General features: G+C 67.0%; 25 protein-coding genes and 1 tRNA gene. 10 read left to right on the forward strand and 16 right to left on the reverse strand.

Annotated features, from left to right (window positions below):
• Window positions 1–42 precede the first annotated feature (42 nt).
• From OC159_RS12910 to OC159_RS20190, 3 genes are all read right to left on the reverse strand, one after another.
• Window positions 43–261 carry a hypothetical protein gene (locus OC159_RS12910; protein WP_265501589.1) on the reverse strand — a complete coding sequence of 73 codons (219 nt, stop codon included), beginning with the start codon at window positions 259–261 and terminating at the stop codon, window positions 43–45.
• Window positions 262–498: 237 nt separating this feature from the next.
• Window positions 499–1,977 carry a glycerol kinase GlpK gene (glpK, locus tag OC159_RS12915; RefSeq protein ID WP_265501590.1) on the reverse strand — a complete coding sequence of 493 codons (1,479 nt, stop codon included), beginning with the start codon at window positions 1,975–1,977 and terminating at the stop codon, window positions 499–501.
• A 98-nt stretch (window positions 1,978–2,075) separates the two neighbouring features.
• Window positions 2,076–2,333: a hypothetical protein gene (locus tag OC159_RS20190; RefSeq protein ID WP_407674129.1), complete on the reverse strand. Its 258-nt coding sequence runs from the start codon at window positions 2,331–2,333 to the stop codon at window positions 2,076–2,078.
• Window positions 2,334–3,251: 918 nt separating this feature from the next.
• Here OC159_RS20190 and OC159_RS12925 point away from each other — a divergent pair.
• Window positions 3,252–3,345, forward strand: a tRNA-Sec gene (locus OC159_RS12925).
• A gap of 6 nt (window positions 3,346–3,351) precedes the next feature.
• On the opposite strand, the gene OC159_RS12930 is transcribed toward OC159_RS12925, so the two are convergent.
• Together OC159_RS12930 and OC159_RS12935 are read right to left on the reverse strand one after the other, a co-directional pair.
• On the reverse strand, window positions 3,352–3,675 hold the full coding sequence (locus tag OC159_RS12930) for a hypothetical protein (RefSeq protein WP_265501591.1): 324 nt from the start codon (window positions 3,673–3,675) through the stop codon (window positions 3,352–3,354).
• Between the two features lie 76 nt (window positions 3,676–3,751).
• Entirely contained in the window at window positions 3,752–4,387 is a 636-nt protein-coding gene (locus OC159_RS12935) for a BON domain-containing protein (protein WP_265501592.1), read from the reverse strand.
• A gap of 146 nt (window positions 4,388–4,533) precedes the next feature.
• On the opposite strand from OC159_RS12935, the gene OC159_RS12940 reads away from it, so the two are divergent.
• The 5 genes from OC159_RS12940 (at window position 4,534) to OC159_RS12960 (ending at window position 10,435) form a co-directional block, all read left to right on the forward strand.
• Window positions 4,534–4,719 (forward strand): CsbD family protein, encoded by a 186-nt coding sequence (locus OC159_RS12940; RefSeq protein WP_265501593.1) that lies wholly within the window; start codon window positions 4,534–4,536, stop codon window positions 4,717–4,719.
• A gap of 69 nt (window positions 4,720–4,788) precedes the next feature.
• On the forward strand, window positions 4,789–6,891 hold the full coding sequence (locus OC159_RS12945) for a pyrroloquinoline quinone-dependent dehydrogenase (protein WP_265501594.1): 2,103 nt from the start codon (window positions 4,789–4,791) through the stop codon (window positions 6,889–6,891).
• Window positions 6,892–6,976: 85 nt separating this feature from the next.
• On the forward strand, window positions 6,977–9,256 hold the full coding sequence (locus tag OC159_RS12950; RefSeq protein WP_265501595.1) for a bifunctional salicylyl-CoA 5-hydroxylase/oxidoreductase: 2,280 nt from the start codon (window positions 6,977–6,979) through the stop codon (window positions 9,254–9,256).
• On the forward strand, window positions 9,253–9,996 hold the full coding sequence (locus tag OC159_RS12955) for an SDR family NAD(P)-dependent oxidoreductase (protein WP_265501596.1): 744 nt from the start codon (window positions 9,253–9,255) through the stop codon (window positions 9,994–9,996). The genes OC159_RS12950 and OC159_RS12955 overlap by 4 nt, the downstream gene beginning before the upstream one ends.
• 28 nt (window positions 9,997–10,024) lie before the next feature.
• Window positions 10,025–10,435 (forward strand): RidA family protein, encoded by a 411-nt coding sequence (locus OC159_RS12960; RefSeq protein WP_265501597.1) that lies wholly within the window; start codon window positions 10,025–10,027, stop codon window positions 10,433–10,435.
• Between the two features lie 20 nt (window positions 10,436–10,455).
• On the opposite strand, the gene OC159_RS12965 is transcribed toward OC159_RS12960, so the two are convergent.
• Together OC159_RS12965 and OC159_RS12970 are read right to left on the reverse strand one after the other, a co-directional pair.
• Window positions 10,456–10,692 carry a hypothetical protein gene (locus OC159_RS12965; RefSeq protein ID WP_265501598.1) on the reverse strand — a complete coding sequence of 79 codons (237 nt, stop codon included), beginning with the start codon at window positions 10,690–10,692 and terminating at the stop codon, window positions 10,456–10,458.
• Between the two features lie 234 nt (window positions 10,693–10,926).
• Window positions 10,927–11,094 (reverse strand): hypothetical protein, encoded by a 168-nt coding sequence (locus OC159_RS12970; RefSeq protein WP_265501599.1) that lies wholly within the window; start codon window positions 11,092–11,094, stop codon window positions 10,927–10,929.
• Between the two features lie 23 nt (window positions 11,095–11,117).
• Between OC159_RS12970 and OC159_RS12975 the strand changes: the two genes are divergently transcribed.
• The 3 genes from OC159_RS12975 (at window position 11,118) to OC159_RS12985 (ending at window position 12,622) form a co-directional block, all read left to right on the forward strand.
• Complete coding sequence (locus OC159_RS12975; protein WP_265501600.1) at window positions 11,118–11,525, forward strand: trypsin-like serine peptidase; 408 nt, start codon at window positions 11,118–11,120, stop codon at window positions 11,523–11,525.
• Between the two features lie 465 nt (window positions 11,526–11,990).
• Window positions 11,991–12,278, forward strand: coding sequence for a DNA/RNA non-specific endonuclease (locus tag OC159_RS12980; RefSeq protein ID WP_265501601.1), 288 nt, complete (start codon window positions 11,991–11,993; stop codon window positions 12,276–12,278).
• Complete coding sequence (locus tag OC159_RS12985) at window positions 12,257–12,622, forward strand: DNA/RNA non-specific endonuclease (protein ID WP_265501602.1); 366 nt, start codon at window positions 12,257–12,259, stop codon at window positions 12,620–12,622. Before OC159_RS12980 ends, OC159_RS12985 begins: the two co-directional genes overlap by 22 nt.
• Window positions 12,623–12,979: 357 nt before the next feature.
• On the opposite strand, the gene OC159_RS12990 is transcribed toward OC159_RS12985, so the two are convergent.
• Both OC159_RS12990 and OC159_RS12995 read right to left on the reverse strand, forming a co-directional pair.
• Complete coding sequence (locus tag OC159_RS12990) at window positions 12,980–14,296, reverse strand: sigma-54-dependent transcriptional regulator (protein ID WP_265501603.1); 1,317 nt, start codon at window positions 14,294–14,296, stop codon at window positions 12,980–12,982.
• Entirely contained in the window at window positions 14,293–15,939 is a 1,647-nt protein-coding gene (locus OC159_RS12995) for a sensor histidine kinase (protein ID WP_265501604.1), read from the reverse strand. The genes OC159_RS12990 and OC159_RS12995 overlap by 4 nt, the downstream gene beginning before the upstream one ends.
• A gap of 216 nt (window positions 15,940–16,155) precedes the next feature.
• On the opposite strand from OC159_RS12995, the gene OC159_RS13000 reads away from it, so the two are divergent.
• Window positions 16,156–17,520, forward strand: a complete 1,365-nt coding sequence (locus OC159_RS13000) for a dicarboxylate/amino acid:cation symporter (protein WP_265501605.1) — start codon at window positions 16,156–16,158, stop codon at window positions 17,518–17,520.
• 76 nt (window positions 17,521–17,596) lie between these two features.
• Here the strand turns inward: OC159_RS13000 and OC159_RS13005 are convergent, their stop codons facing one another.
• Genes OC159_RS13005 through OC159_RS13035 form a run of 7 tightly spaced genes read right to left on the reverse strand, consistent with a single transcriptional unit; the run spans window position 17,597 to window position 25,438 of the window.
• Window positions 17,597–18,577: an aldose epimerase family protein gene (locus tag OC159_RS13005; RefSeq protein ID WP_265501606.1), complete on the reverse strand. Its 981-nt coding sequence runs from the start codon at window positions 18,575–18,577 to the stop codon at window positions 17,597–17,599.
• Window positions 18,574–19,416: an SMP-30/gluconolactonase/LRE family protein gene (locus tag OC159_RS13010; protein WP_265501607.1), complete on the reverse strand. Its 843-nt coding sequence runs from the start codon at window positions 19,414–19,416 to the stop codon at window positions 18,574–18,576. Before OC159_RS13010 ends, OC159_RS13005 begins: the two co-directional genes overlap by 4 nt.
• Entirely contained in the window at window positions 19,413–20,387 is a 975-nt protein-coding gene (gene yjfF / locus OC159_RS13015; RefSeq protein ID WP_265501608.1) for a galactofuranose ABC transporter, permease protein YjfF, read from the reverse strand. Before yjfF ends, OC159_RS13010 begins: the two co-directional genes overlap by 4 nt.
• Window positions 20,384–21,391, reverse strand: coding sequence for an ABC transporter permease (locus OC159_RS13020; RefSeq protein ID WP_265501609.1), 1,008 nt, complete (start codon window positions 21,389–21,391; stop codon window positions 20,384–20,386). The genes yjfF and OC159_RS13020 overlap by 4 nt, the downstream gene beginning before the upstream one ends.
• Window positions 21,388–22,881, reverse strand: coding sequence for a sugar ABC transporter ATP-binding protein (locus tag OC159_RS13025; protein ID WP_265501610.1), 1,494 nt, complete (start codon window positions 22,879–22,881; stop codon window positions 21,388–21,390). Before OC159_RS13025 ends, OC159_RS13020 begins: the two co-directional genes overlap by 4 nt.
• A gap of 49 nt (window positions 22,882–22,930) precedes the next feature.
• The gene (gene ytfQ, locus OC159_RS13030) at window positions 22,931–23,890 is read right to left on the reverse strand and encodes a galactofuranose ABC transporter, galactofuranose-binding protein YtfQ (protein ID WP_265501611.1); all 960 of its coding nucleotides are present in this window, start codon (window positions 23,888–23,890) and stop codon (window positions 22,931–22,933) included.
• A 39-nt stretch (window positions 23,891–23,929) separates the two neighbouring features.
• On the reverse strand, window positions 23,930–25,438 hold the full coding sequence (locus tag OC159_RS13035) for an aldehyde dehydrogenase (NADP(+)) (protein ID WP_265501612.1): 1,509 nt from the start codon (window positions 25,436–25,438) through the stop codon (window positions 23,930–23,932).

A 25,438-nucleotide genomic window follows, 5' to 3' on the forward strand; every position in this document is an offset into this window, starting at 1 on the left:
CGTCACGCAGTAGCGAAAAGGACGAGCTGTCGGTATTCTGCTTCATGGCGTGATCTCCCTGGCGTTGCCGCCGCCGGTCGGGTGGGTGAGTGTCCACCTGCAGATCACGCCGCCAGCCAATATCCACCAGTTCCGAGACACAATCAGTCTACTGTCAATCGTGATCTTCTGGAGACTGCCGCAGCGCACGTCGTCGCGCAAGACGACGATTGCGGGAGGAATGATGTTGCGAAAGATCGGTGCCCCTGCCGGCATGGTCACGTCCGATTTTCCTCGACCCGTCTGGCTTCGAACATACACGTCCATCCAACGCTCGAATCCTGCGACGCAGCGCCGCGGCCGCCGCGCGTCGGAGTGGGACGACCTTCATGGCCAAATCCGCGTCAAGGGTCGACAGTTGCGCTATAGTCGGATTCACCTCACACGATGCAGCCTGACGCGGGCGCAGGTGCGACCTGAGGCGGTCACCCGACCCATCATCGACGCCTTGGCTGATCGTCAGAGCGACATCGTCGCCTTGACCGCACGCCGCCAGGCGTCATAGCGCGACTGGCGGTCCCGATCATCCATGGCGGGGCTAAAGGAGCGGTCCAGCGCCCAATTCTTGGCAAACCCCTCCGCGTCCGGATAGATGCCGGACCCCTGCCCCGCAAGCCAAGCGGCGCCAAGCGCAGTCGTTTCCAGCACCTTGGGCCGGTCGACCTGTGCGCCCAGGATGTCTGCCAGGAACTGCATGGCAAAATCCGACGCGCTCATCCCGCCATCGACGCGCAGTGCGGTTTCGCCGCGCGGCGTCCAATCGGCGTTCATTGCCTCGAGCAAGTCGCGGGTCTGGAAGCCGACGCTCTCCAGTGCCGCTCGCGCCAACTCTGCCGGACCCGAGTTGCGGGTCAGGCCATAGATCGCGCCTCGGCTGTCCGGGCTCCAGTATGGTGCGCCAAGACCGGTGAAGGCCGGCACCAGGATCACCTGCTGCGACGGGTCGGCGGTTTCCGCAAGGGGCTGCGTTTCGGCAGCGTTGCGGATGATCTTCAGCCCGTCGCGCAGCCATTGCACGACGGCGCCCGCGATGAAGATCGACCCTTCCAGGGCATAGGTCGGCTTGCCGTCCAGCTGATACGCTATCGTCGTCAGCAGCCGCTGCGTTGAGGCGACGGGCCTGTCCCCTGTGTTCAGCAGCGCAAAACAGCCCGTGCCATAGGTCGACTTGATCATGCCCGGCTGGAAGCAGGCCTGTCCGACGGTCGCCGCCTGCTGGTCGCCCGCGACCCCGGTGATCGGGATCGGACGCCCGAAGAGGTCCGCCCGCGTGGTGCCGAAATCCGCCGCGCAGTCACGAACCTCTGGCAGCATTGCAGAAGGGATGTCGAACAGATCGCAGATCGTCGTGCTCCACCGCCCCTTGTGGATGTCATAGAGCATCGTGCGCGCAGCATTGGTCGCGTCGGTGACATGTGCCTTGCCGCCGGTCAGGTTCCAGATCAGCCAGCTGTCCACGGTGCCGAAGGCCAGGTTGCCCGCCTCGGCCCGTGCCCGCACACCATCGACATTGTCCAGGATCCACTTCAGCTTCGTGGCCGAAAAGTACGGGTCGATCAGCAGGCCTGTGCGGGCGCTGATCATCTCGCCGTGGCCAGCCTCTTCCAGCTTCCGGCAGAAGGCGGCGGTGCGGCGGTCCTGCCAGACGATCGCGTTGTGGACAGGCTTGCCCGTAGTGCGGTCCCAGACCACCACGGTTTCGCGCTGGTTGGTGATGCCGATGGCCTCGATGCGGGGATTGCCGCATTTCTCGATCGCCGCGCGGCAGGTCGCCGCCGTGCTGGACCAGAGGTCGCGCGCATCGTGCTCGACCCAGCCGGCGCGCGGGAAGTGCTGAGGAAACTCGGTCTGGGCGCTGCCGCAGGGCCGCAGATCGGCATCAAAGATGATCGCGCGGGACGAAGTCGTGCCCTGGTCGATGGCAAGAACGTGGGACATTGGCATTTCCTCCGTCGGATAAAGAAGGGGCGCGGCTGGCCGCGCCCCCCGAGGCTAACGTCGCAGGCTTGTTCCTGCCAGCGCTTGATCAGTTCCTCCTAGGAGATCGTCACCGGCTCGGGCTTTTCTTTTTCGAGCTTCGGCGCTCCTTCCCGGTCCAGCCAGACCTGCGGATCCTCGGGCTCTTTCGGAACCGGACCCAGATCGCCCTGCCCGCCTGACCGTGCCAGTCGATCCAGCACGTCTTCCTGCTGCTGGCAAAGCGCGTCAAGCGGCTCTTGCGCCATCTTCGCACCCGAGGACGCGTCGCCGATGATCTGCCACCACAGCTGAGCGAGGCGCAAATCGTCCGGCACGTTCAGGCCCGTGTCCGGCCAACACGTCCGATCCGGCGAGCGTTAGAACTCAACCAGCCCCCCAACCGCAGTGTATGTTCCGTAAAGCTTTCGTGCAGTCTGTTGCTGTCACGCACAAATGTCGGTCCAACATGGTTCTTCTTCGTGTCGACGGTATTAGAGACGATGAATTGCGCACAGAGCCTGCGGGCACACTCGGTCATGCCGGCACCGGATCTTGCCGCCCGACTACCTTGGCACCATCCCGCATCAGCAGCGTGTCCTTGGGACACTGTCTTCGGACATGAAGAAGCCCGCCGCAGCGGGTGGATGACGTTCGGGTCGTCGTCAGCCTCACGACGCGGGCGCGACGACCCAGCCAGAAGAATCAAGGATCAGCCTACGGAACAGCGATCCTGCGCCGCGCCGCTACCGCTTTTGCACGCTGAGTCGTCCCGGGCATCCGTCGAAGTCATTGCACGCGGAACGACATCACCGACGGAGGGAAAAGCGTCAGCCAAGGCAAGACCGAAGCCGCCCTGTGAATCCCGTTGATTGCTGATCTGCGGGCAGCGCTGTCTTCCATACCGAAAGCGGGTTTGACGATCTGCGCCCAGCCAACGGCAAGCCATCCACCTACGACGGTGCTTGGGCGATGATGATGGGCAGCGGCCGGCGCATAGGTTCCGGTGCCAACGACATGCACGGCCTGTACCACACGGCAGGTCACGAACCGGCCGCACTGGGCTGCTCCCATGAGCCGACCATGGCCGTCGCGGGGCATTCGTCGCGGTCGATGGTGGCACACTACGCCGGCGCTGCTCGGTAGAAATCTCGCGCAACGGCGGCTCGAAAGCTGCGGGAACGAACGGGGGGCGAACAATGAATGTTGCGAAGCCCGCGATTGCAACCAACTAACCTGTCGAAACGAAAGCCGCTGGAAGGCACCAGACCCGTCGGTTTGGCCGGATTTCAAATCCGATTGGGCAGCAAGCCTGTCCAGGGTGAGTTCGACACTCATTCCCTTCCGCCAGGCCTCTCAGCACTCGTTCAGCGGCTCGGGCCGGCCACCCAGATCGAGGCTGCGCACCGTCGGCGGCTGCCACCTGGGCGAGGCCGAAGCGGCGCCGTGTGTCCTGGTGCCCAGTTGCGAACCTCCGGTGTCGCCGCTCCAGCCGGTGGTAGCGGTACTCTCGGGTGCGGTTGCGCCCTCCGACGGCTGCGGGCGGTCAGCGGGTTCGGCCGTTGTCGCAGGATCGGGGTAATCATCGGTGGCGCTGATGGCGCTTTCCTGCGTCAGGCCGCGGGCAGCAAGCGCCAGCAGCAGCACCGGAACGCCTAGGAAAGACGCCGGTCGGAACATCGTGGCCTCGCATCGAAATGCTGGTTGCGAAACGTCTGTCAGTCGCGCTCGTTCCGGCGCTGAAACTTTGCTGCCCTCAGCCCATCCTTTCGGAGGTCGAAGCGCCGGCGATGCGCAGGTTGTTCTGAACGTGCGTGACGCCCGACACCATTTCGGCCAAGTCCTCGGCATGGCGCTTGGCAATGCGCTCGCGCACGGTTCCGTCCAGCGTGACCTCGCCACCTGCAACCGAAACTTCGATGTCGGACGCATCGATGTGGCGATCGACCGTCAGCCGGTCGTTCACGTCCTCGAGAATCCGTTCGTCCGAGCGGCGATAGTTCTTCGGGCCCCGCCCACTGTGATCTTCGTCGCTGTCACGCCGACGTCGTGCATCCTTGTCACCGAACCAGGACGCGACTTCGTCCCCGGCGCGGTCGAGGAAGTCTCGGTCATGGCCATAGCCGTGCCTGCGCGGGCTGGGATCCCGGCGGTAGGGATAATCCGCCATGCCGAAGCCCAGGTTCCCGACGCCGTAACGGTTGCCGCCGTAGCGCGGGTCCGCATCGCGGCCATAGACGGCGGAATCGGGTCGGTGTTCCATGTCGCTGCGTTCGGCACCTGCTCCGAAGCGCTGCTCGTCGTCGAACCGGCGGCGGTCGGCATCTTCCTCCGCCTCGTCACGGGACCAGCCGCTTGCGGTGTCGCGGCGCCAGCGGTTTCGGTCTGCCATGCCAGTCCTTCTTTCAAGGATGCCGATAGGGCATTCGCGCCCTGAACCGCAGTTTCCGGCCGATGTTCCAACGGCGGGGGCCAGGACGTCAGGAACATATCCCGCCCGGTTCGGTTGACCGGAAGCCCAGAGCACAGGAGGACGCAATGAACGAAGATCGCACCAAGGGTCAGGCGAAGGACGTCATCGGCTCCGCAAAGGAGACGATAGGCAAAGCGACCGGCGACAAGGAAACCGAGCGCAGCGGCCAGGCGGACCAGGCCGAAGGGAAGATCCAGAAGGGCGTCGGCAAGGTCAAGGACGCGCTCAGCGACAACAAGCACGACAGATAGCCGCCTGCCGGACCGCCGACAGGGTTCGTCGCGGTCCGGCGCAGCCTCGTATCGAACAAGGACATCCGGATGAATTCGCGCCGCCTCTTCCTTCTCTTCGCCACCACCGCCATCACTTTCGCTGTGCCGGCGCAGGCGCAGCAGGCGCCGATCACTCCGGCAGACCAGGCAGAGACCGGTCCGGCGGCAGAGCCGTCTGTCGCGCCCTTCGACAACAGCAGCGAAATGGCGACGGCTCCGCAGGAGCAGCCGCAGCTTGGGGCAGACTGGCCCTTCTGGGGCGGCGACAGCGACGCCACGCGCTATTCGCCGCTGAACCAGATCACGCCCGAAAATGTCGCCGGGCTGGAACGCGCCTTCGTCTTCCACACCGGTGACATGCCTAGCGCGGAGGCCGAGGGAAAGTACGCGCCCGAGACGACACCGCTGAAGGTCGGTGACGACCTTCTGATGTGTTCTGCCAAGAACGTGCTGATCTCGATCGACGCGGCGACCGGAGAGGAGAACTGGCGCTTCAACCCGGGTGTCCCGGACGACGCCATCCCATATTCCGCCAGCTGCCGGGGGGTCAGCATCTGGACCGATCCGCAAGCGGCCGAGGGCGATCTCTGTTCGACCCGCGTGATCGAGGGCACGCTCGACGCCAAGCTGATCGCCGTCGACGCACGCACGGGCGACCCCTGCGAGGGTTTCGGCGAGAACGGCACGGTCGATCTCTGGGAAGACATCGGAGAGCGCGTGCCCGGCTGGTACGCCGTAACCGCGCCACCCGCCATCGTCCGGGGGATCATCGTGACCGGCGCGCAGGTCAAGGACGGTCAGGCCGAGGATGCGCCGTCAGGCGTGATCCGCGGCTTTGACGCCCGCACCGGCGAACTTGCCTGGGCTTGGGACGTGGGCGCGCCCGAACAGAATGCCGACGGCCCGCCCGAGGGCGAGGTATATACCCGCGGCACGCCCAACATGTGGACCACCGCCACGGCCGACGAGGAGCTGGGCCTGGTCTACCTGCCGATGGGCAACAGTTCGGTGGACTACTACGGCTCGAACCGGTCCGAGGCGGAGAACGAGTGGTCGACCGCCCTTGTCGCCCTCGATGCGACCACCGGAGAGCCGGTCTGGTCCTTCCAGACAGTTTATCGCGACGTGTGGGACTATGACCTCGGCAGCCAGGCGACGCTGGTCGACTTTCCGCAGGACGGCACCACCGTCCCCGCGATCATCCTGCCGTCGAAACAGGGCGACATCTATATCCTGAACCGCGAAACCGGCGAAAGCCTCCACCCGGTCGGAGAGTTCGAGGTTCTTTCCCAGGGAGAGATCGAGCCCGACTACATCGCGACGACCCAGCCGGCCAGCACATATCACACGTTGCGCCAGAAGCCCCTGACCGAACGCGACATGTGGGGCGCGACGCCGCTGGACCAGCTGTGGTGCCGCATCCAGTTCCGCCGCGCGAGCTACGATGGTTATTTCACACCGCCATCTGCCGACCGTTACTTCATCCAGTATCCGGGTTACAACGGCGGGTCCGACTGGGGTTCTGTCGCCGTGGACACGGATCGCGGCATCATCGTCGCGAACTATAACGACATCCCGAACCACAACCGCCTGATCCCGCGCGAAGAGGCCGAGGAGCGGAACCTCCAGCCGATTTACGCGCAGGAGAGCGGCGGCGACGCCGGCAGCAATGCCGAGGGCGCGGGCGACCCCCAGATCGGCGCACCCTATGCCATCGACGTCAACGCCGGGTGGCGCTCGCCGCTGACCGGCATGCCTTGCACCGCCCCCCCCTATGGCGGCATCCGGGCCATTGACCTCGAAACCGGCAAGACATTGTGGGACCGCCCGCTCGGGACGGCGCGACGGAACGGGCCCTGGGGCATCCCGTCCGGTTTGCCGCTGGCCATCGGGACGCCGAACAACGGCGGGTCGGTGGTGACCGCCAGCGGGCTGATCTTCATCGGCGCCGCGACCGACAACCTGTTCCGCGCCATCGACATCGAGACCGGCGAGGTCCTGTGGACCGACGAGCTGCCGGCCGGCGGCCAGGCCAACCCGATCACCTATGAGGTCGACGGCCGCCAATACGTGCTGATCGCGCCGGGCGGGCATCACTTCATGGAAACCGGCGTCAGCGATGCGGTGATCGCCTATGCTCTGCCCGACTGACGCGCGGGACAGCCCGGTTATTTCAAGCTTGAAATAACCGGGCGCCGCGGTATCCTGCCACGGAAGCAGCAGGAAGGCCCTGGGCATGAAAATCGCAGTCCTTGGCGGCGGCCCCGCCGGTCTCTATTTCGCCATTTCGATGAAGCTGCGCGATGCGGCACATGACATCACCGTCTTCGAAAGGAACCGACCGGACGACACTTTCGGCTGGGGCGTGGTTCTGTCGGACGAGACGATGTCGAACTTCGCCGGCAACGACCCGGTATCGGAACAGATGATCCGCGACAACTTCGCCTATTGGGACGACGTGAAGGTGGTGCGCCGAGACGAGAGCATGACCTCGGGCGGGCACGGATTTTCGGGGATCGGCCGCAAGGTCCTGCTGCAACTGCTGCAGCAGCGGGCCAGCGACCTGGGCGTGCGGCTGGCCTTCGAGGCCGACATCCCGCCCGAAAGGGTCGAGGAGCTGCGCCGCGACAACGACCTTCTGGTCGCAGCCGACGGGCTGAACAGCCGCACGCGCAGCCTCTATGCCGACCGCTTCGGCGTCGAGACGGACATGCGGCTGAACCACTTCGTCTGGCTGGGAACGCACCAGAAGTTCGACGACGCCTTCACCTTCATCTTCGAGCAAACCGAACACGGCTGGATCTGGGCCCATGCCTATCAGTTCGACGACGACACGGCGACCTTCATCGTCGAATGTGGGCCAGAAGTCTTCGACGCCTTCGGCTTCGCAAGCCTGAGCCAGCAGGAGAGCATCGCGCTCTGCGAAAAGATCTTCGCGCGGCACCTGGGCGGCCACCCCCTGATGACGAACGCCAACCACATCCGCGGGTCGGCCTGGATCAGGTTCCCGCGCGTCACCTGCGAACGGTGGTTCTTCGACAACGTCGTCCTGCTGGGCGATGCGTCGGCCACGGCGCATTTCTCGATCGGGTCGGGGTCGAAGCTCGGCATGGAAAGCGCCATCGCCCTTGCGCACGAATTGAACAGCGGCAAGCCCCTGCCCCGCGCGCTGGAGGATTACCAGGAGGAACGCGAGCTGCAGGTGCTGCGCGTGACGTCGGCCGCGCGCAACTCGACCGAGTGGTTCGAGGAAATCGACCGTCACCTGGCGCTGGACATGATGCAGTTCACCTATGCGCTGCTGACGCGCTCGCAGCGCATCAGCCACGAGAACCTGCGCCTGCGCGACCCAGAATGGCTGGCCTCGGCCGAGGCATGGTTCCAGCGGAAGGCGGGCAGCAACTCGACCCGCCGGCCGATGTTCGCGCCATTCCGCCTACGGGGGATGGAACTGGTGAACCGTGTCGTCGTCTCGCCCATGGCGCAGTACAAGGCCCGTGACGGGATGCCGACCGACTGGCACCTGATCCATTACGGCGAACGCGCCAAGGGCGGCGCCGGGCTGGTCTTCACCGAGATGCTGTGCGTCAGTCCGGAAGGACGGATCACCCCCGGCTGCCCCTGCATCGGCCCGGACCAGCTGGACGCCTGGAAGCGCCTGGTCGATTTCGCCCACGAGGAGACGCAGGCGCGGATCTGTGCTCAGATCGGCCATGCCGGGCGCAAGGGCTCGACCCGGGTCGCCTGGGACGGCATCGACCAGCCGCTGCCCGAGGGCCTGAACTGGCCGTTGATCTCGGCCTCGGCCATGCCGCTGATGCCGGGGAACGTTGTGCCCAAGGCGATGGACCGCGCCGACATGGACATGGTCCGCGACCAATTCGTGCAGGCGGTCCGCACGGCCGCCGAGGCCGACTTCGACATGGTCGAGATGCATGCCGCACACGGCTATCTGCTGGCGTCCTTCATCTCTCCGGTCACGAACCGGCGCGACGACGACTATGGCGGCAGCCTGCAGGACCGGATGCGCTTCCCGCTGGAGGTCTTCGAGGCCATGCGCGCGGCTTGGCCCCAAGAGCGACCGATGACGGTGCGCATCTCGGCCCATGACTGGATGGACGGCGGCGTGACGCCGGACGAGGCCGTGGCCATCGCCGCGATGTTCAAGGAAGCCGGCGCCGATGCGATCAATGTGTCATCGGGGCAGACGGACAAGGGCGAACAGCCGGTCTATGGCCGCATGTTCCAGGTGCCCTTCGCCGACCGCATCCGCAACGACATCGGCCTGCCGGTCCTGGTCGCGGGGAACATCTACGAGGCCGATCACATGAACTCGATCCTGATGGCGGGCCGGGCGGACCTGGTGCTGCTGGCGCGGCCGCACCTGGCCGACCCCTACTGGACGCTTCACCAGGCGGTCGATCTGGGTGACGACGCACAGCCTTGGCCCAAGCCCTACGAGGGCGGTCGGCGCCAAGCGATCACCTTGGCCGAACGCGCGAAGGCCATGTCATGATGCTGCAGGGAAAGCGTGCCTTCGTGTCTGGCGGCGGTTCCGGCGTGGGTGCCGAGATCGCGGTGCTTCTGGCGCAGAACGGGGCAGAGGTGACCATCTGCGGCCGTCGCCCGGACCCGCTGCAACGCGCCGCGCGGCGGCATGGGCGGATCACCTGGACCGTCTGCGACATCACCGACGAGGCCGCCGTGGCCCGCGCCATTGGCGACGCCCTGCCCGATATCGTCGTCGCGAATGCCGGCGCGTCGGAAAGCGCGCCTCTGGTGCGAACGGATCTCGAGGCGTTCCGCCGGATGATCGACGTCAACCTGACGGGCACGTTCCTGACCCTGCGCGAAGGCGCGCGTGCCATGTCGGGCAAGCCCTGGGGACGGCTGATCGCCATTGCATCTACCGCCGGGCTGAAGGGTTATGCCTATGTCGCGCCCTACGCGGCCGCCAAGCACGGCGTCGTGGGCCTTGTTCGCTCGGCCGCGCAAGAGTTTGCGGCCAAGGGCATCACCGTCAACGCCGTCTGCCCCGGCTTTCTCGACACCGAGATGACTGACCGCTCGATCGCCAACATCGCCGCCAAGACTGGCTGCACCACGTCGGATGCCCGCGTCCGGCTAGAGGCGCTGAACCCGATGAAGCGGCTTGTGCCGCCCGGCGATGTCGCGCGAACGGTGCTGTGGCTCTGCGGTGACGGATCGGACATGATCACGGGCCAGGCCATCTCGATCTCGGGCGGCGAGACATGAGCCGCTTGACAATTGCAGGAGAGTTCCGATGACCGCCATCAGCCCCCACATGTTCCTGCAACCCGACGGATGGCTACCCGCCAAGGGCTATGCCAACGGGGTGATGGCGCAGGGGCGGATGGTCTTCACCGGGGGCCTTGTCGGCTGGAACGCCCGCCAGGAATGGGAACATCCCGACATGGTCGGCCAGTTCCGCCAGACGCTGCTGAACGTCGTCGCCGTTCTGGACGCCGCTGGCGCACGACCCGAACACCTCGTCCGCCTGACCTGGTACATCACCGACAAGCGCGAATACCTGGACAACCTGCGGGACTTCGGTGCCGCCTACCGCGAGGTGATCGGCCGCCACTTCCCGGCCATGGCCGTCGTAGAGGTGTCGGCCCTGATCGAGGACGCCGCCAGGATCGAGATCGAGGCGACGGCCGTCATTCCCGACTGACCGCCGGGGCGAAAACCGCGTCAGTCGCTTCGCGCAAGGCTCTGCGACGCCTCGATCGACCGCAGGATATCGTCGCCGAGAATAGCTGCGGCGGCGCTTCGGCACATCGAGATATTGCTGTCATCCTCGACAGTCACGGCTGCGATCTGTCCTGCGCGCAGATGCGCAGTCACGCTGCAGTCGCTCTCGCCGGTGGCGGCGCTCCAGTCGGCAGAGATGTCCAGCATCTTGTCGGTTCGGTCGTCGAACAGAAACATCTGTCGCCTTTCAAGTAGGTCCGGTCAGGCTGATCGCCAACGAAATTGCGGCGGTGCCGAAGGTCATAATGAAGGTGTTAACAAAACGTAAACTGCCACCCAGGCAGATGCGGTGTGTCGTCTACGCGTCACTGGTCATCGGCTTTTGTCATTTTGCGCATACTGCAGCTTTGACAGGCAGCCCCTGCGTTTCGTCACCGCATTGCCGCGTGCAGTCTTCCTTTGCTGCAACAGTCAAACGACGATCACGTCAGAATCGTGTGCGGGACGTGAAGAATGTTCAAAGGCCAGATCGATCAGGTTCGCCGGAACACCCCAGATTTCCAGGCGCGGGCCGCGCGCATTTTGTCGATGCGGGATCTCTGACGCCAGCACACCTGCCCAGCAGCCAACGTCTTGCACCGGACCTGCTTCGAACCGCGCCGGTGGGCCAGCACGGCTTGGCCGAGGACATCGTCCTTGCGGCGCTTCGTCCCGCCTTCTTCGTGACCGAAAGCGGCATTGACGCGACCAATGCGATCGCAACCGACCCTGACCTTCTGGACCTCGTGACCTGGAACGGCAGCATGTTGACGCGCGCCGCGACCGGCATCGGCCGAATCGATCTGCTGCATCACGCGACGCTTCCCTATGCCGGAACGGGGTTCCTGATCGACCACACGCTGGCGGTCACGAACCGGCACGTGGCCTTGGTCCTCGCCGAACGCCTCCGCTTCGGCATGCGGACCGGCCGGTTCGGCAGCGACATGAGGGCCCGGCCGGACTATCACGGGTTCGTCGGAAACCGCTCACAGCAGGGCCGAGGTGACCGAGGCTCTCCATATCGCGCGTGACGATGAACCCGACCCCGCGTTCCTGCGCGTCGTCCCCCAGCCCGGAACGGTGCCGCTGCAGATCCTGGGCAAGCGGCTGGCCGGCGACCGCGCCCCCGTCGCCGGCCAACCTCATGCACCGGGTCTTTCGCGGCACATACGGCGTCAAGCGGTTGGCGCCGGGCTTCGTCACGGGCACCGCCTGCCAGGGCATGACGCTGCTGGCGGATTATTCGTCTCTCGGCGGAAACTCCGGCTCTGCGCTCGTCTCGCTCGAGGACGATCACGCCGTCGGATTGCACTTTGCCGGTCGGTTCATGGGGAACAATTATGCCGTGGCCGCGGACGTGCTGGAGGCCGCCCGCCGCGATGTCTTCCGCACCCTGCCCGGCACCGCCCTGCCCGCCGAGGCGCCGGTATCGGCAGCAGGGCCGTTCGCCGACAGGAACGGTTCCGACCCTGGCTTCCTGGGCGGGGCCTCTGCTGGTGCCGCTGCCGGGTCTGGGTCGGTGGGAAGCCGCGCCCGTGGCCGGCGACGACGATGCCGTTCTGCGCTATCGCAACTTTACGGTCATCCAGTCGGCCGTCCGGCGTCTTCCGCTGGTCACGGCGGTCAACATCGACGGCGCGCAGGCGCGGATGTTCAAGCGGCGGGGCGAATGGCGGCTGGACCCGGACCACCAGGCCGGCAACAATCTCTGTCGCCGCAATCCGCTGGACCGAAGCCACATGATGCGCCGGCGCGGCGCGGGTTGGGGACCCGACGCACACTAGGCCGAGGAAAACACCTCCACTACGCCCACTGCACGCCGCAGCACCAGGACCTGAACCAGAAGGACTGGCTGGGGCTAAAGGACTATATCATCGGCGCGGCCGCGACGCAGGGCTTCCGGCTGTCGGTCCTGACAGAGCCGGTTTTCCACGACAGCGACGGGCGTCTGAGGGCCAGGGTGGCGCCACCGACATCCCCCATCCCCGAAGAATTCTGGGAGGTCGGCGTGATGATCGATGCGGCCACCGGCTACGTTCTATCGCAAGGCCGCATGATCCGCAGCTTGGTCGAGAGCGCCTTCGTCTATGGCCGCGATTTCGCTGATCGCCGCCGAAACGGGGATTGAACTTCCGCAGTCTTGTGGATGGGGACCCGCTCGGGACGGAGGCCGGGGAAAGCCTCCGCCGGATCGCGCGGTCGGTGGACGGACCCGAGAGCCTGATCCTGCGCAGGAACGGCTTTGAATCGGCTGCAAGCTGACGTCTTTCCGGCCGAACACGTACTTGCCTGAGGCGAGCGCAGGCACGCCTGCAGGGTGTGCCTGCGCTCGGCGCCGCCGCTCGGTGCAACGACCCATAGCCGTACCTGATCGGATGCCGATCCGGGCTTCGGCGTCACGTGCAGGACGCGTCATCTGGGAGGCGTCCACCCGCGGCCCAGCCCGTTCCACGCGTGGCCATGCTTGCAGGAGCCGGCCAGCAATTCATTGGCTGCGGAAGTCGGCGGGCCTGATCCCGTGGCGGGAGAGCTTGTCGTAGAAGGTCTTGCGCGGCAGGCCCAGAAGCGTCATGGCCTCGGTTGCGTTGCCACGGGCTTCGCGCAGGGCGTCGCGGATCAGTCCGGCCTCGCAGGCGGCAACGAGGTCGGGCAGCGCCGGCCTGTCGCCGCCTGCAGTGTCGGGCGTCCAGGGGCCGACGCCCAGGACGTGGCTTTCGGCCTGCCCCTGCAATTCGCGCAGATTGCCGGGCCAGCCGTGGGTGGACAGCCGTGCCATCAGCAGGTCGGTCAGCGGCGGGACGCTGCGCGACAGCCGGTCGGCGGCCGCCTGAAGGAAGTGCCGGAACAGGGCCGGCACATCCTCGCGCCGGGCCGAAAGGGGTGGCACCTCCAGGATGGCGCGCGACAGGCGATAGAACAGGCCCTCGTGCAGGTCGCCGGATGGCCCGGTCGTCGCCAGGATCTGCAGGTCCAGCGGGCGCGGGGCAGCGGCGCCGGGCAGCCAGAACTCGCCGGCCTCGACCAGCGCCAGAAGCCGCGTTTGCAGATGCCGCGGCAGGTCGTCCAGCCGTTCGAGGCAGAGAATCCCCCGATGCGCCCCCTCCAGAAGCCCGGGCCTGCGCGGCAGGCGCGAGCCGGGCGCAGCCTCTTGCCCGGTCAGCAGCACCTCGAACCCCGCCGCGTCGACCGAGGCGCAATCCACCGTCACCAGCGCACGGGACCGGCGTCGTCCCTGCTGGTGGATCGCGCGGGCGACCAAGGATTTTCCTGCGCCGGCAGGGCCGCGGATCAGGGCGTCGCTTTCGGCCTCGGCAACCCGGTGCAGCATCTCTCGCAGCCGGACCATTGCGGCGCTGTCGCCCATCAGAGGCGGATGCGCCGCCGCGGCATCCAGCGACGGAAGCCGCAGCCGCCGGTTTTCCAGCACCAGCGCCCGCGTGGCCAGCGCCCGCCGCAGCGCCGCGATCAACCGGTCGGCCGCCACGGGCTTTGTCCGGAAGTCATAGGCTCCGTCCTGCAGCGCCGACACTGCCATCTGCACGTCGCCGTGCCCGGTCAGCAGGATCACCGGCAGGTCCGGATCGAGCGCATGCAGCCGCTGGAACAGCTGGATGCCGTCCATGCCGGGCATCCGGACGTCCGTCAGGACGACCCCCGGATAGTCGGGACTCAACCCCGCCAGGGCGGGCTCGGCCGCCGAAAATTCCTCGACCTCCAGCCCCGCAAGCGTCAGCGTCTGGCGCTGCGCCGCACGCAGGTCGTCGTCGTCATCAATAAGGCGGACACGCAGCAACGGGGTCATGCGGCCCTCGGCAGGGTGAGGCGAAAGGCGGCACCGCGACCCGCGATTGGCGGAACGACGTCCAACTCTCCTCCGAAATCGCGGGCGATGTCGCGAGAGATCACCAGCCCCAGCCCCAGCCCCTGCGGCTTGTCCGTGGCAAAGGGCGTGAACAGCTGCGCGGCCATGTCGGGCGTCAGGCCGGGGCCATCGTCGCTGATCGTCAGGCCGATGCTGTCAGGCCCTTCGGCCAGCGTGATGCTGATGCGGGCACCCGCCATGCCTTCCTGCGCGTCGTGGCTGTTGGTCAGAAGGTTGACCAGAATCTGCTCCAGCCGCACGGCCTCGGCCCGCACGAAAAGGTCGCGGGGAATGTTCGGCAGATCGAACGCCATAGCGCTGGCCCGGCGGCGGCTGGCGGTCAGCATCATCGACGCCTCGATGGCGTCGCGCAGGGACACGGCGCCGAACGAACCGGTGGCCTTGCGGGAAAAGCTGCGCAATTCGCTGGTGATCTGGCCGATGCGTTCGGTCATCCCGACGATGCGGTCCAGGTTCTGGCGCACCATCGGCGCCACGTCCTTGAGCACGCCCAGGCCATTCTCGGCCAGCAAACGGATCGTGGCCAGCGGCTGGTTGACCTCGTGTGCGAAGCCCGCCGTGACCTGACCCAGCGTCGCCAGCTTGTTGGCCTGCACCAGGTCGGCCTGCAGCTGCGCCAGCCGCTGTTCGGCCGCCTGGCGTTCGCGCATCTCGTCCGACAGTGCGCTGGTTCTTGCCGCCACCGCGCGTTCCAGGTCGGCGCGATATGCGGCCGCGGCCCGGGTCCTGCGGGCGGCCCGGCGCAGCCGCGCGCTGATCAGCGCCGCCGCAACCCCGGCCAGCAGCGTCGCCATCAGCGCCGTCCCCGCCGCCAGCGCCGCCACCCGGCCCGCCGCGGCGGTCGGCGCCTGCACCACCAGCCGCCAGTTCGTCCGTCGCACCGGCGCGCCGATGTCGGCGACGCCGGGCAGGGCCGGCGCCGGCTGAAACCGCTTCGACGGCCGGCTGGTGATGATCACGCGGCCGGTTTCGTCCAACACATGCGTCGCTGCCGGATCCCGCGCCCAAGCCGCCTCCAGCGCGTCGAACTCGACCTTCACGACGACGACGCCCAGGGTCTGCCCGCCGGCGCGCACGTCATGCGCCAGGTAAAGGCCCGGCCGCCCGCTGACGGTACCAAGCGCGTATTCCTGCCCGGTTCCTTCGGCCAGTGCCTCGCGGAAATAGTCTCGGAACCCATAGTCATGACCCACGAAACTGACCGGCTTGCCCCAGTTCGAAGCCGCGATAGCGCGGCCGCTGCGGTCCAGCAGATAGATCACGTTGCTTTGCGTTTCTGCCCGCAGCAGGTCCAGCTTGGCCGACACCGCGACATCGGCATCGACGCCGCCTTCCAGCGCCTCGACCACCTGCTGGTCGACGGCCAAAACGGCCGCGACGGCGCGCTGACGGTCCAGAAGACTGTCCAGCGCCAGCGCCCGCGTTTGTGCGGCCACCGTGGCGGTATCCTCCAGCCGCGCCAGCGCCGCCTGATGCGTCAGGCGATGGGTCGCCAGCGGCACCAGCGTCGCCAGCACCAGGCAGCAGAGCGCCAGCCACCATCGCGAATCACGTCGCGGCAAATCGTCCGTGACGCTTGCCGTCCTGCCTGCCCTTCGCAGCTTCGGGTGTTTCGGCTTCCACACTAGCACGCGCTCCCTGTGCGGAAAACCACACACGATTCCCGCCATGCACGGCAAGTTCAGCCATGAAAACGACGCACTGCTGCCATGCGGCCGATGTTTCAGCATTAACCTTTGGGGGCGCAAAGTCGACACATGCAGGTCGGAGGAGACCAGATGCACCTGAACGCTTCCGCGCAAACCGATGCGCCCGCCCCCAAGCCCTTCTATGCACACCTCTACGTCCAGGTCATCGCAGCCATCGTGCTGGGCGCGTTGATCGGCCACTTCCACCCCCAGACGGGCGAGGCGCTGAAGCCGCTCGGCGACGGGTTCATCAAGCTGGTGAAGATGATCATCGCGCCCGTGATCTTCCTGACCATCGTGACCGGCTTGGCCGGCATGAGCACGCTGCGGGGCGTCGGCTCGGTCGTCGGCAAGGCCTTCGCCTATTTCCTGACCTTTTCGACGCTGGCGCTGATCGTGGGCCTGATCGTCGCGAACGTGGTCCAGCCGGGCCGCGGGATGAACATCGACCCCTCGACCCTCGATGCCAGCACCGTCACGGGCTACGCCGAAAAGGCGCACGAGACGTCGCTGACGGGCTTCGTGATGGACATCATCCCGACCACCCTGATGTCGACCTTCGTGGAAGGCAACATCCTGCAGGTGCTGTTCGTAGCGATCCTGTTCGGGATCGGCATGATCCTGGTCGGTGAAAAGGCCAAGCCGGTGCTGAACGTGCTGGAATCCGCCAGCTTCGCGATCTTCCGCGTCGTGGACATCCTGATGAAGGCCGCCCCCATCGGCGCCTTCGGGGCCCTCGCCTTCACCATCGGCAAGTACGGCATCGGGTCGATCGTGAACCTGGCCGCGCTCGTGGGCACCTTCTACCTGACCTCTGCCGTCTTCATCATCGTGATCCTGGGCACGGTCTGCATGGTCAACGGGTTTTCGATCTTTCGCCTGATCTCGTACCTCAAGGCCGAGATCCTGCTGGTGCTGGGCACCTCGTCGTCGGAATCGGCCCTGCCCTCGCTGATGGAAAAGATGGAGAAGGCCGGCTGCGCCCGTCCCGTCGTCGGCCTCGTCGTGCCGACCGGCTATTCGTTCGACCTCGATGGCACCAACATATACATGACGCTGGCGGCCCTGTTCATCGCGCAGGCGACGAACACCGACCTGTCGGTGCAACAGCAGGTGCTGCTGCTGGTCGCGATGCTGTCGTCCAAGGGCGCGGCGGGCGTGACCGGCGCGGGCTTCATCGCGCTGGCGGCGACGCTGTCGGTGGTGCCGACGGTTCCCGTGGCCGGGATGGCGCTGATCCTGGGCGTGGACCGCTTCATGTCCGAATGCCGCTCGATCACCAACTTCATCGGCAACGCCGTGGCGACCGTGGTGGTCAGCCGCTGGCAGGGGGCGCTGGACCGCACGCAGTTCGATGCCGCGCTGGCCGGCCGTCCGCTGGCCCCGGCAGCCCATCGTGGCGACCTGGCCCTGACCCCGGCGGGGCTGCAGCTGGGCGAACGCAGCGCGGACTGAGCCAAATCTTCTGGAACGCACGACGGGCGCCGGTCGATCCGGCGCCCGTTGCATGTCTGCGCGTCCCCGACCGACCTCAGGACGTTGCCGCGAACCTGTAATGCGTGGTGCTATGGAACTCGTCCCCCGGTCTCAGGACGATGTCCGGAAAGTCGGGGTGGTTCGGCGCGTCGGGCCAGTGCTGCGCCTCGAGGGCGAGGCCGGCATGTGGGCCATAGATCCGCCCGTCCAGGCCCGGAACCCCGTCCAGCTGAACGCCGTCATAGAATTGCAGGCCGGTGCAGGTCGTCAGGACCTCCATCCCAAGGCGGCGGCCGGTAACGGCGCCGACGGGCCTCAGCGACTGCGGTGCCGCCGACAGGCAGAAGTTGTGGTCATAGCCCGCATCCCCGATCACCCGCGACTGGCGAAAGTCGAAGGCCGTCGCCTCGACCGGGGCGACCCGGCCCGTCGGGATCAGGTCGTCGTCCACCGGCAGGTACTGCCGGGCGTCGATCCTCAGCTGCTGGTCGCGGATGTCGCCCCGCCCGTCGAGGTCGAAATACCCGTGATGCGTCAGGTTGCACAGGGTCGGCCTGTCCGTCACCGCCGACAGCTCGATCGCAAGCGCGTTCTTCGCCAAGGCGATCGTGGCGGTGATCCGCAAGGTGCCCGGAAAGCCCATGTGCCCGTCCGGCAGGACCAGGCACAGCGTCACCCAGTCCGGCGCCAGGGCCGCGACCTGCCACAACTGAACGTCGCTGCCATCGGCGCCGCCGTGCAGCGTATGGCGGCCACGGAAATTCCGGTCCGTCCGGTAAAGCGTTCCGTCCAGCCGGAAGCACGCGTCGCCGATCCGGTTGGCGCACCGCCCCACAATGGCGCCAAGATAGCGTCCGCGGCCCACGTAATCGGCCACATCGGGACAGCCCAGCACCAGCGGGTGATCGACCCCCTCCATCCGCAGGTCCTGCACGATGGCCCCAAGCGTCAGCACCCGCGCAGTCAACGCCCCGTCGCGCAGCGTCACGCAGTCAACCGCCCGCCCGTCAGGCAGGGTGCCGAACGGCGCGATCACAGGATCACCCGCGGTTCCGGCAGGCCGGGGAACGGGGCGCGCACTAGGTAGGGCAGACCCTGCAGGGCATCGGGCTTCTCGATCCCTTCCAACGCGGTGGTGACCAGCATGTCGCGGAAGTCCTCTCCTCCGAAGGCCGGGCAGCTGCTGTGGCGCCCGGGCACCGCGATCTGATGCGTCTGCTTGCCGTCGGCGTCATAGCGGCGCACCGCCCCCAGGCCCCACAGTGCGCAGCAGAACCCGCCCTCGGAATCGACGACGGCGCCGTCGGGATTGGCGCCCTCGGGCGACAGGTCAAGAAACAGCTGCGCGGGTCCGTCCGGCCAGCCGTCGGCGTCCAGCGGCAGCCACCAGACCGTGGCCGCCTTGGTGCAGGAGTAATAGGCGCTGCGACCATCAGGCGCAAAGCAGATCGCGTTGGAAATCGTCAGCCCTTCGACCACGCGGCGCACCTGTCCCCGGTAATACCGATAGATCGACCCGCGGCCGGCTTGGGCGGACTTGCCCATCGTGCTGAACCAGAACCCGCCCTGCCGGTCCGCCCGACCGTCGTTCGACCGGGTCTCGGGATCGTCGGCCTCGACCGCCGCAACGTCGCCCAGGCTGCCGTCGCGCAGGTCCAGCAGCGCCAGCCCCGTTTCGGTCGCGATCATCAGCCGGTCGCGGTCCACCCAGCCTGCGGCCGAGGCCATGCGGTCGAACCGCCATTCGCGCGCCCGCCCGCCGTCGCGCGACAGCAACCGGCGGTTCAGGATGTCGAACCAGAAGAACTGCCGCCGCTCGGGGTGCCACAGGGGTCCCTCGCCCAGCTCGCACGGGCGGTCGTCATAGGCGTTCATGCGGCACCCCGTGCCAGCCGGCTTCCGGACAGTTTCAGCAGGCCCTTCTGCAGCAGGATGAAGACCAGCAGCAGAAGGCCGATGACGATCTTGGTCCACCAGCTGGACAGCGACCCGTCGAAGACGATGTAGGTCTGGATCAGCCCCATCGTCAGCACGCCGACCAGCGTCCCGAGGACATAGCCCGCCCCGCCGCTCAGCAGCGTGCCGCCAATGACCACGGCGGCGATGGCCGTCAGTTCCGTGCCCACCGTCGCCAGCGAATAGCCGGACCCGGTATAGACCGAAAAGACGATCCCCGAGAGACCCGCCATCGCCCCCGAGAAGGCATAGACCAGCACCGTCGTCCGCCCCTGCCGAACGCCCATCAGCCGCGCGGTCTGTTCGCCACCGCCAAGCGCATAGACGCTGGCGCCGAAGCGCGTGCGATGCGCGATGACCATGCCAAGCGCCACGACCAGCAGCATCAGCACGCCGATCAGCGTCAGCCGCCCCTTGCCCGGCATCAGGTAGTAAGCCCCCTGCAGCGTCTGGAAGAACGGGTGCTGGATCGGCACCGACTGGATCGACAGCATGTAGGCCGCGCCGCGCGCCAGGAACATGCCCGCCAGCGTGACGATGAAGGCGGGCATCGCCAGCCGGTCGATCAGGAACCCCATGCCCGCCCCGAAGGCCGTCGTCAGCAGCAGCAGCAGCGCGAATACGACCAGCGGATGCAGCCCCGTGTCGCGCAGCACCACGGCAATGAAGACCCCGGAAAATGCGATGACCGAGCCCACGGACAGGTCGATCCCGCCCGACAGGATCACCAGCGTCATGCCGACCGCGACGATACCCAGGTAGGCGTTGTCGGTCAGCAGGTTGCCCAGAACGCGCGTGGACAGGATGTTCGGGAACTGCGTCCAGGCCAGCAGATAGGCCAGCAGGAAGATCGCGATGGTCGCATAAAGCGGCAGGGCGCGGGTGTTCATATCCGGCTCCTCTGGCGCGGTTCGACCCGGTGGCTGTCGCGCCACAGCGACCACTCGGCCGCGATGCGGGGCGATTGCAGGATCAGGATGATCAGCACCAGCCCGGCTTTGATGACCAGGTTGTATTCCGACGGAAAGCCGGCCAGCAGGATGCCGGTGCCGATGGTCTGGATGATCAGCGCCCCCAGGATGGATGCGATGATCGAAAACCGTCCGCCCAGCAGCGAGTTGCCGCCGATGACGACTGCCAGGATCGCATCAAGCTCCAGCCACAGCCCGGCGTTGTTGGCGTCCGCGCCGCGGATGTCGGCGGTTTCCACGATGCCGGCCAGCGCGGCGCAGAGGCCCGAGGCGACATAGACCGCGATCAGCAGCACGGTGGCGTTGACGCCTGCCAAAGCCGAGGCGCGGCGGTTCACGCCCACGGCCTCGATCAGCAGGCCAAGCGCGGTGCGGCGCACGACCAGCGCCACGGCGGCGGCGGTGACAACCCAGATCCAGGTCGGCACCGGCATGCCCAGCAACACGCCCGACCCCAGCCAGCCAAAGCCCGCATCCGTGAAGGTCAGGATGCGGCCCTCGGTGATCAGTTGCGCGACGCCGCGTCCCATGGTCATCAGGATCAGCGTGGCAACAAAGGGCTGGATGCCGACCACGGCCACCAGCACGCCGTTCCACAGCCCCGCCAGGGCCCCGGCCGCCAGCGCGATCAGCAGCGCGGGCGCCAGCCCCAGGCCGGACGAAATCGCCAGCGCGGCCGACGCCCCGCAGATCGCCATGATCGCGCCGACGGACAGGTCGATGCCGCGCGTGGCGATCACCAGCGTCATGCCGACGGACAGCAGCGCGACCGGTGCGCTGCGCTTCAGTACGTCGATGACCGGTCCGACCAGGCGCCCGCCGCTGAATTCGACCGCAAGGAAGCCCGGAAAGAAGACCGAGACCAGCGCGATCAGCGCGGCAAGCGCGATCAGCTGGGGTGCGATGCGTGTCAACAGGGTCATGCTGCGGCCTCGTCTGCGATGGCGCGCATGATGCGGTCGCCGGTGACCTCGGCGCCCGTCAACTCGGCCACGTGGCGGCGGTCGCGCAGGACGATCACGCGGTCGGCCACGGCGACCAGTTCATCGATCTCGCTGCTGATGACCAGGACGGACATGCCCTGGGCGGTCAGGTCCTCGATCAGGCGCAGGATCTCGGCATGGGCGCCGACGTCGATGCCGCGCGTCGGCTCGTCCAGGATCAGGAAGCGGGGGTTCATCGCCAGCCAGCGGGCCAGCACGGCCTTCTGCTGGTTTCCGCCGGACAGCTCTCCGATCGGCTTTTCGCGGTCGGATGTGCGGATGTCCAGTTTGCGGATATAGTCGTCGGCCAAGCGGTTCTGTTCCGCCCGCGGGACCGGGCGCGCCCAGCCACGCCGCGCCTGCAGGCCCAGGATGATGTTCTGGCGGACCGACAGGTCCGCCACGATCCCGTCGGTCTTGCGATCCTCGGGCGCAAAGCCAAAACCCGCGCCGATGGCCGCGCGGGGGTTGCGCAGGTCCAAGGGGCCGTCGACGTCCCGCGCCTGCCCGCCCTGCGACTGGCGCAGGCCGAACAGCATCTCGGCCGTTTCGGTTCGGCCCGACCCCAGAAGACCCGCAAGTCCCACGACCTCGCCCTGCCCTACGGTCATGTCGAACGGATCGATCACGCCAGCCCGGCCGATGCCGTCGAATTGCAGCATCCGTGGCGCCGCGGCCTTGCCGTGATCGTGCGTTTCGGACACCGCGTCCTCCAGCGCCCGGCCCAACATGTGTTCGATCAGCGACATCCGGTTCAGGTTCGAGGTCGTCTCGGTCACGATCTTGCGGCCGTTGCGCAGGATCGTCACGCGGTCGGTCAGCTCGAACACCTGGTCCAGGAAATGCGACACGAAGACGATGCCCAGCCCACGGTCGCGCAGGTCGCGCACGACGTCGAAGACCATCTCGACCTCTCGACGGTCGAGGCTGGCGGTCGGTTCGTCCAGGATCAGGACCTTGCCCGACAGCGACACCGCGCGGGCGATGGCCACGATCTGCTGGATCGCCACCGAATAGGTGCCAAGGTCGCGATCCACGTTGATGTCCAGCCCATACTGTTGCAGCATCGCCTGAGCCACGACCCGGGTGCGGCGGCTGTCGACAAGGCCGAAGCGGCGCGGCTCGCGTCCGAACATCAGGTTCTGCGCCACGGTCAGGTTGGGCAGCAGGTTCACCTCTTGATAGACGGTGCCGATGCCCAGTTCCTGTGCTTGGCTGGTCGAGCGCGGGTCGATCCGGGCACCGTCCAGCGCGATGGTGCCCGCGTCCCGCTGATAGGCGCCGGTCAGGCACTTGATCAGCGTGGATTTGCCAGCGCCGTTCTCGCCCAAAAGGGCGTGGACCTCGCCAGCGGCGACGTCGAAATCGACATCATCAAGCGCGCGCGTACCTGGAAATGCCTTGGTCAGCGACCGGATTGAAAGCAGCATGTCCCCTCCTTCGGTATGGCCGGGGCGCAACCGCCCCAGCCGCCGTCCGTCAGTAGCCCAGGCCCTTGCGACGATCGTATTCGCCCTGCGGATCATCGGCTTGGGTGAACAACTTCGATTCCGTCTGAATGAACTTCTCGGGAGTTGTGCCGTCGGCCCAATAGGCCGCCAGAGCGTCGAAGGCGGGTCCGGCCATGTTGGGGGTCAGCTCGACCGTGGCATTGGCCTCTCCGGCGGCCATGGCCTGGAAGATGTCGGGCACCGCGTCGATCGAAACGATCAGGATGTCCTCGCCCGGCTTCAGGCCGGCTTCCTTGACGGCCTGGATGGCGCCCACGGCCATGTCGTCGTTATGGGCGTAAAGTGCGCAGATTTCCTGGCCGCCACTTTCGGCCTGCAGGAAGCTCTCCATGACCTCCTTCCCCTGCGCACGGGTGAAGTCGCCGGTCTGGCTGCGCACGATCTCGATGTTGTCGTGGCCCTCGATGGCGTTCTCGAACCCGGTCTTGCGGTCGATGGCGGGGCTCGATCCGGTCGTGCCCTGCAGCTCGACCACGCGGCATTCCTCTCCGGCAACCTCGTCGACCAGCCACTGGCCGGCCACTTCGCCCTCGTGTACCAGGTCGGACCCCACGGCTGTCAGGTAGAGGTCATCGGCACTGTCCACCTGCCGGTCCAGCAGCACGACGGGGATCTCGGCCTCCTGCGCCTCTTGCAGGACCGAATCCCAGCCGGTCGCCACGACCGGCGCCAGCAGGATCGCGTCCACGCCCTGCGCGATGAAGGACCGGATGGCGGCGATCTGATTTTCCTGCCGCTGCTGCGCGTCCGAGAACTGAAGCTCGATCCCGCGCTCCTCGGCCTGCTGGCGGGTCAGCGTGGTTTCCGCCGCGCGCCACCCTGATTCCGAGCCGATCTGCGAAAAGCCGACCACCTCGCCCTCGGCCATGGCCGAGGTTGCCGAGACCGCCAGCGCCGCCGCCGTCATCATCAATGTCTTCCGTGTCATTTTCTTCCTCCCTTGGTTCGGTTTCACGACCTTCCTCCGTCAGTCGCGCAGATCCCCTGGCAGCAACGCGTCGGGGATGTTCTGATAGCAGACCGGTCGCATAAAGCGCCGGATTGCCAGCGTTCCGACGCTTGTGGCGCCGAAATTGGTCGAAGCCGGATAGGGGCCGCCATGCACCATCGCATCGGCGACCTCGACCCCGGTGGGCCAGCCATTGGCGAGGACGCGCCCGGCCTTGCGTTCCAGAACGGGCAGCAGCCGCCGGGCAAGGCCGGCATCCGCGTCGTCCATCTGCAGGGTGGCGGTCAGCTGCCCTTCCAGACCGTTTGCCAGCGCCAGCATCGCGTCGTCGGACGCGACGGTGACGATCAGGCCAAGCGGGCCGAAGACTTCTTCGCCAAGCGCATGGTCGGCCAGATAATCCTCGGCGGTGCAGAGAAAGAGGCTGGGCCGCGCCTCGCGCCCGTCCGCCCGGTCATGAACGACGGCTTCGGCCCGCTCGCCGACGCGTGCGACACCTGTGCGATAGGCCTCTGCGATACCATCCGACAGCATCACCTGCGCAGGCGCATCCTGAAGCGCCGCCTTGGCAGCGGCCACAAAGGCATCGGTCCGGTCCTGGTGCAGGATCAGCAGGCCTGGGTTGGTGCAGAACTGTCCCGCGCCCATGGTCAGGCTAGCGGTCCAGCCCTGCGCGACTTCCGGACCCCGCGCGGCCAGTGCCTGTGGCAGCACGAAGCACGGGTTGATGCTGCCCAGCTCTCCGAAGAAGGGGATCGGCTCGGGCCGCTGCGCACACAGATCGAAAAGCGCGCGCCCCCCGCGCAGGCTGCCGGTAAAGCCCACGGCCTTGATCAGCGGGTGCTGGACCAGCGCCTGCCCGACCTCGTGCGTATCGCCATGGATGAAGGAAAAGACGCCCGCTGGCATGGCGCAGCTGCGGATGGCGGCGTCTACCGCCTCGGCTACGATCTGGCCGGTGCCGGGATGGGCGGGGTGTCCCTTGACCACGACAGGGCATCCGGCGGCCAACGCGGCGGCCGTGTCGCCCCCGGCGGTCGAAAAGGCCAAGGGGAAGTTCGAGGCGCCGAAGACGGCCACTGGTCCGAGGGGGCGCTGCATCATCCGCAGGTCGGGGCGCGGCAGCGGCTGGCGGTCGGGCAGCGCCGGGTCGTGACGGCGATCAAGGTAGCCGCCCGTTCGGATGTGGTTCGCGAACAGGCGCAGCTGACCAGTCGTGCGGCCGCGCTCGCCTTGCAGCCGGGCCTCCGGCAGCCCGGTTTCTTCGGCGCCCGTGCGGGTGATCGCGTCGGCGCGGGCATCGATCTGATCTGCAATGGTGTCCAAGAAGTCAGCCCGCGCCTGCCGTGTCGTTGCCGTATAATTCGCGAAGGCCGCCTCTGCCGCCTGCGCCGCGCGGTCCACCAGCGCCGCCGTCCCCGAGGCATAATCCCGCGCCGCCCCGCTGGCGGGCAGGGACCGGAAGCTGGTCTCACCCCCGGTCCAGTCGCCGCCGATCAGGTGCTGTCCATGGATATGCTGGTTCAT

It is taken from the genome of Paracoccus beibuensis, assembly GCF_026162625.1.
Lineage (GTDB): Bacteria > Pseudomonadota > Alphaproteobacteria > Rhodobacterales > Rhodobacteraceae > Paracoccus > Paracoccus beibuensis.

Coding starts and splice junctions, on each gene's coding strand:
- OC159_RS12960 (WP_265501597.1), top strand. CDS start 10,025: ATGACCGCCATCAGCCCCCACATGTTCCTGCAACCCGACGGATGGCTA.
- OC159_RS12930 (WP_265501591.1), bottom strand. CDS start 3,675: ATGTTCCGACCGGCGTCTTTCCTAGGCGTTCCGGTGCTGCTGCTGGCG.
- OC159_RS12940 (WP_265501593.1), top strand. CDS start 4,534: ATGAACGAAGATCGCACCAAGGGTCAGGCGAAGGACGTCATCGGCTCC.
- OC159_RS12955 (WP_265501596.1), top strand. CDS start 9,253: ATGATGCTGCAGGGAAAGCGTGCCTTCGTGTCTGGCGGCGGTTCCGGC.
- OC159_RS12990 (WP_265501603.1), bottom strand. CDS start 14,296: ATGACCCCGTTGCTGCGTGTCCGCCTTATTGATGACGACGACGACCTG.
- OC159_RS13010 (WP_265501607.1), bottom strand. CDS start 19,416: ATGAACGCCTATGACGACCGCCCGTGCGAGCTGGGCGAGGGACCCCTG.
- OC159_RS13000 (WP_265501605.1), top strand. CDS start 16,156: ATGCACCTGAACGCTTCCGCGCAAACCGATGCGCCCGCCCCCAAGCCC.
- yjfF (WP_265501608.1), bottom strand. CDS start 20,387: ATGAACACCCGCGCCCTGCCGCTTTATGCGACCATCGCGATCTTCCTG.
- ytfQ (WP_265501611.1), bottom strand. CDS start 23,890: ATGACACGGAAGACATTGATGATGACGGCGGCGGCGCTGGCGGTCTCG.
- OC159_RS12945 (WP_265501594.1), top strand. CDS start 4,789: ATGAATTCGCGCCGCCTCTTCCTTCTCTTCGCCACCACCGCCATCACT.
- OC159_RS12950 (WP_265501595.1), top strand. CDS start 6,977: ATGAAAATCGCAGTCCTTGGCGGCGGCCCCGCCGGTCTCTATTTCGCC.
- OC159_RS12965 (WP_265501598.1), bottom strand. CDS start 10,692: ATGTTTCTGTTCGACGACCGAACCGACAAGATGCTGGACATCTCTGCC.
- glpK (WP_265501590.1), bottom strand. CDS start 1,977: ATGTCCCACGTTCTTGCCATCGACCAGGGCACGACTTCGTCCCGCGCG.
- OC159_RS12935 (WP_265501592.1), bottom strand. CDS start 4,387: ATGGCAGACCGAAACCGCTGGCGCCGCGACACCGCAAGCGGCTGGTCC.
- OC159_RS13035 (WP_265501612.1), bottom strand. CDS start 25,438: ATGAACCAGCATATCCATGGACAGCACCTGATCGGCGGCGACTGGACC.
- OC159_RS13020 (WP_265501609.1), bottom strand. CDS start 21,391: ATGACCCTGTTGACACGCATCGCACCCCAGCTGATCGCGCTTGCCGCG.
- OC159_RS13025 (WP_265501610.1), bottom strand. CDS start 22,881: ATGCTGCTTTCAATCCGGTCGCTGACCAAGGCATTTCCAGGTACGCGC.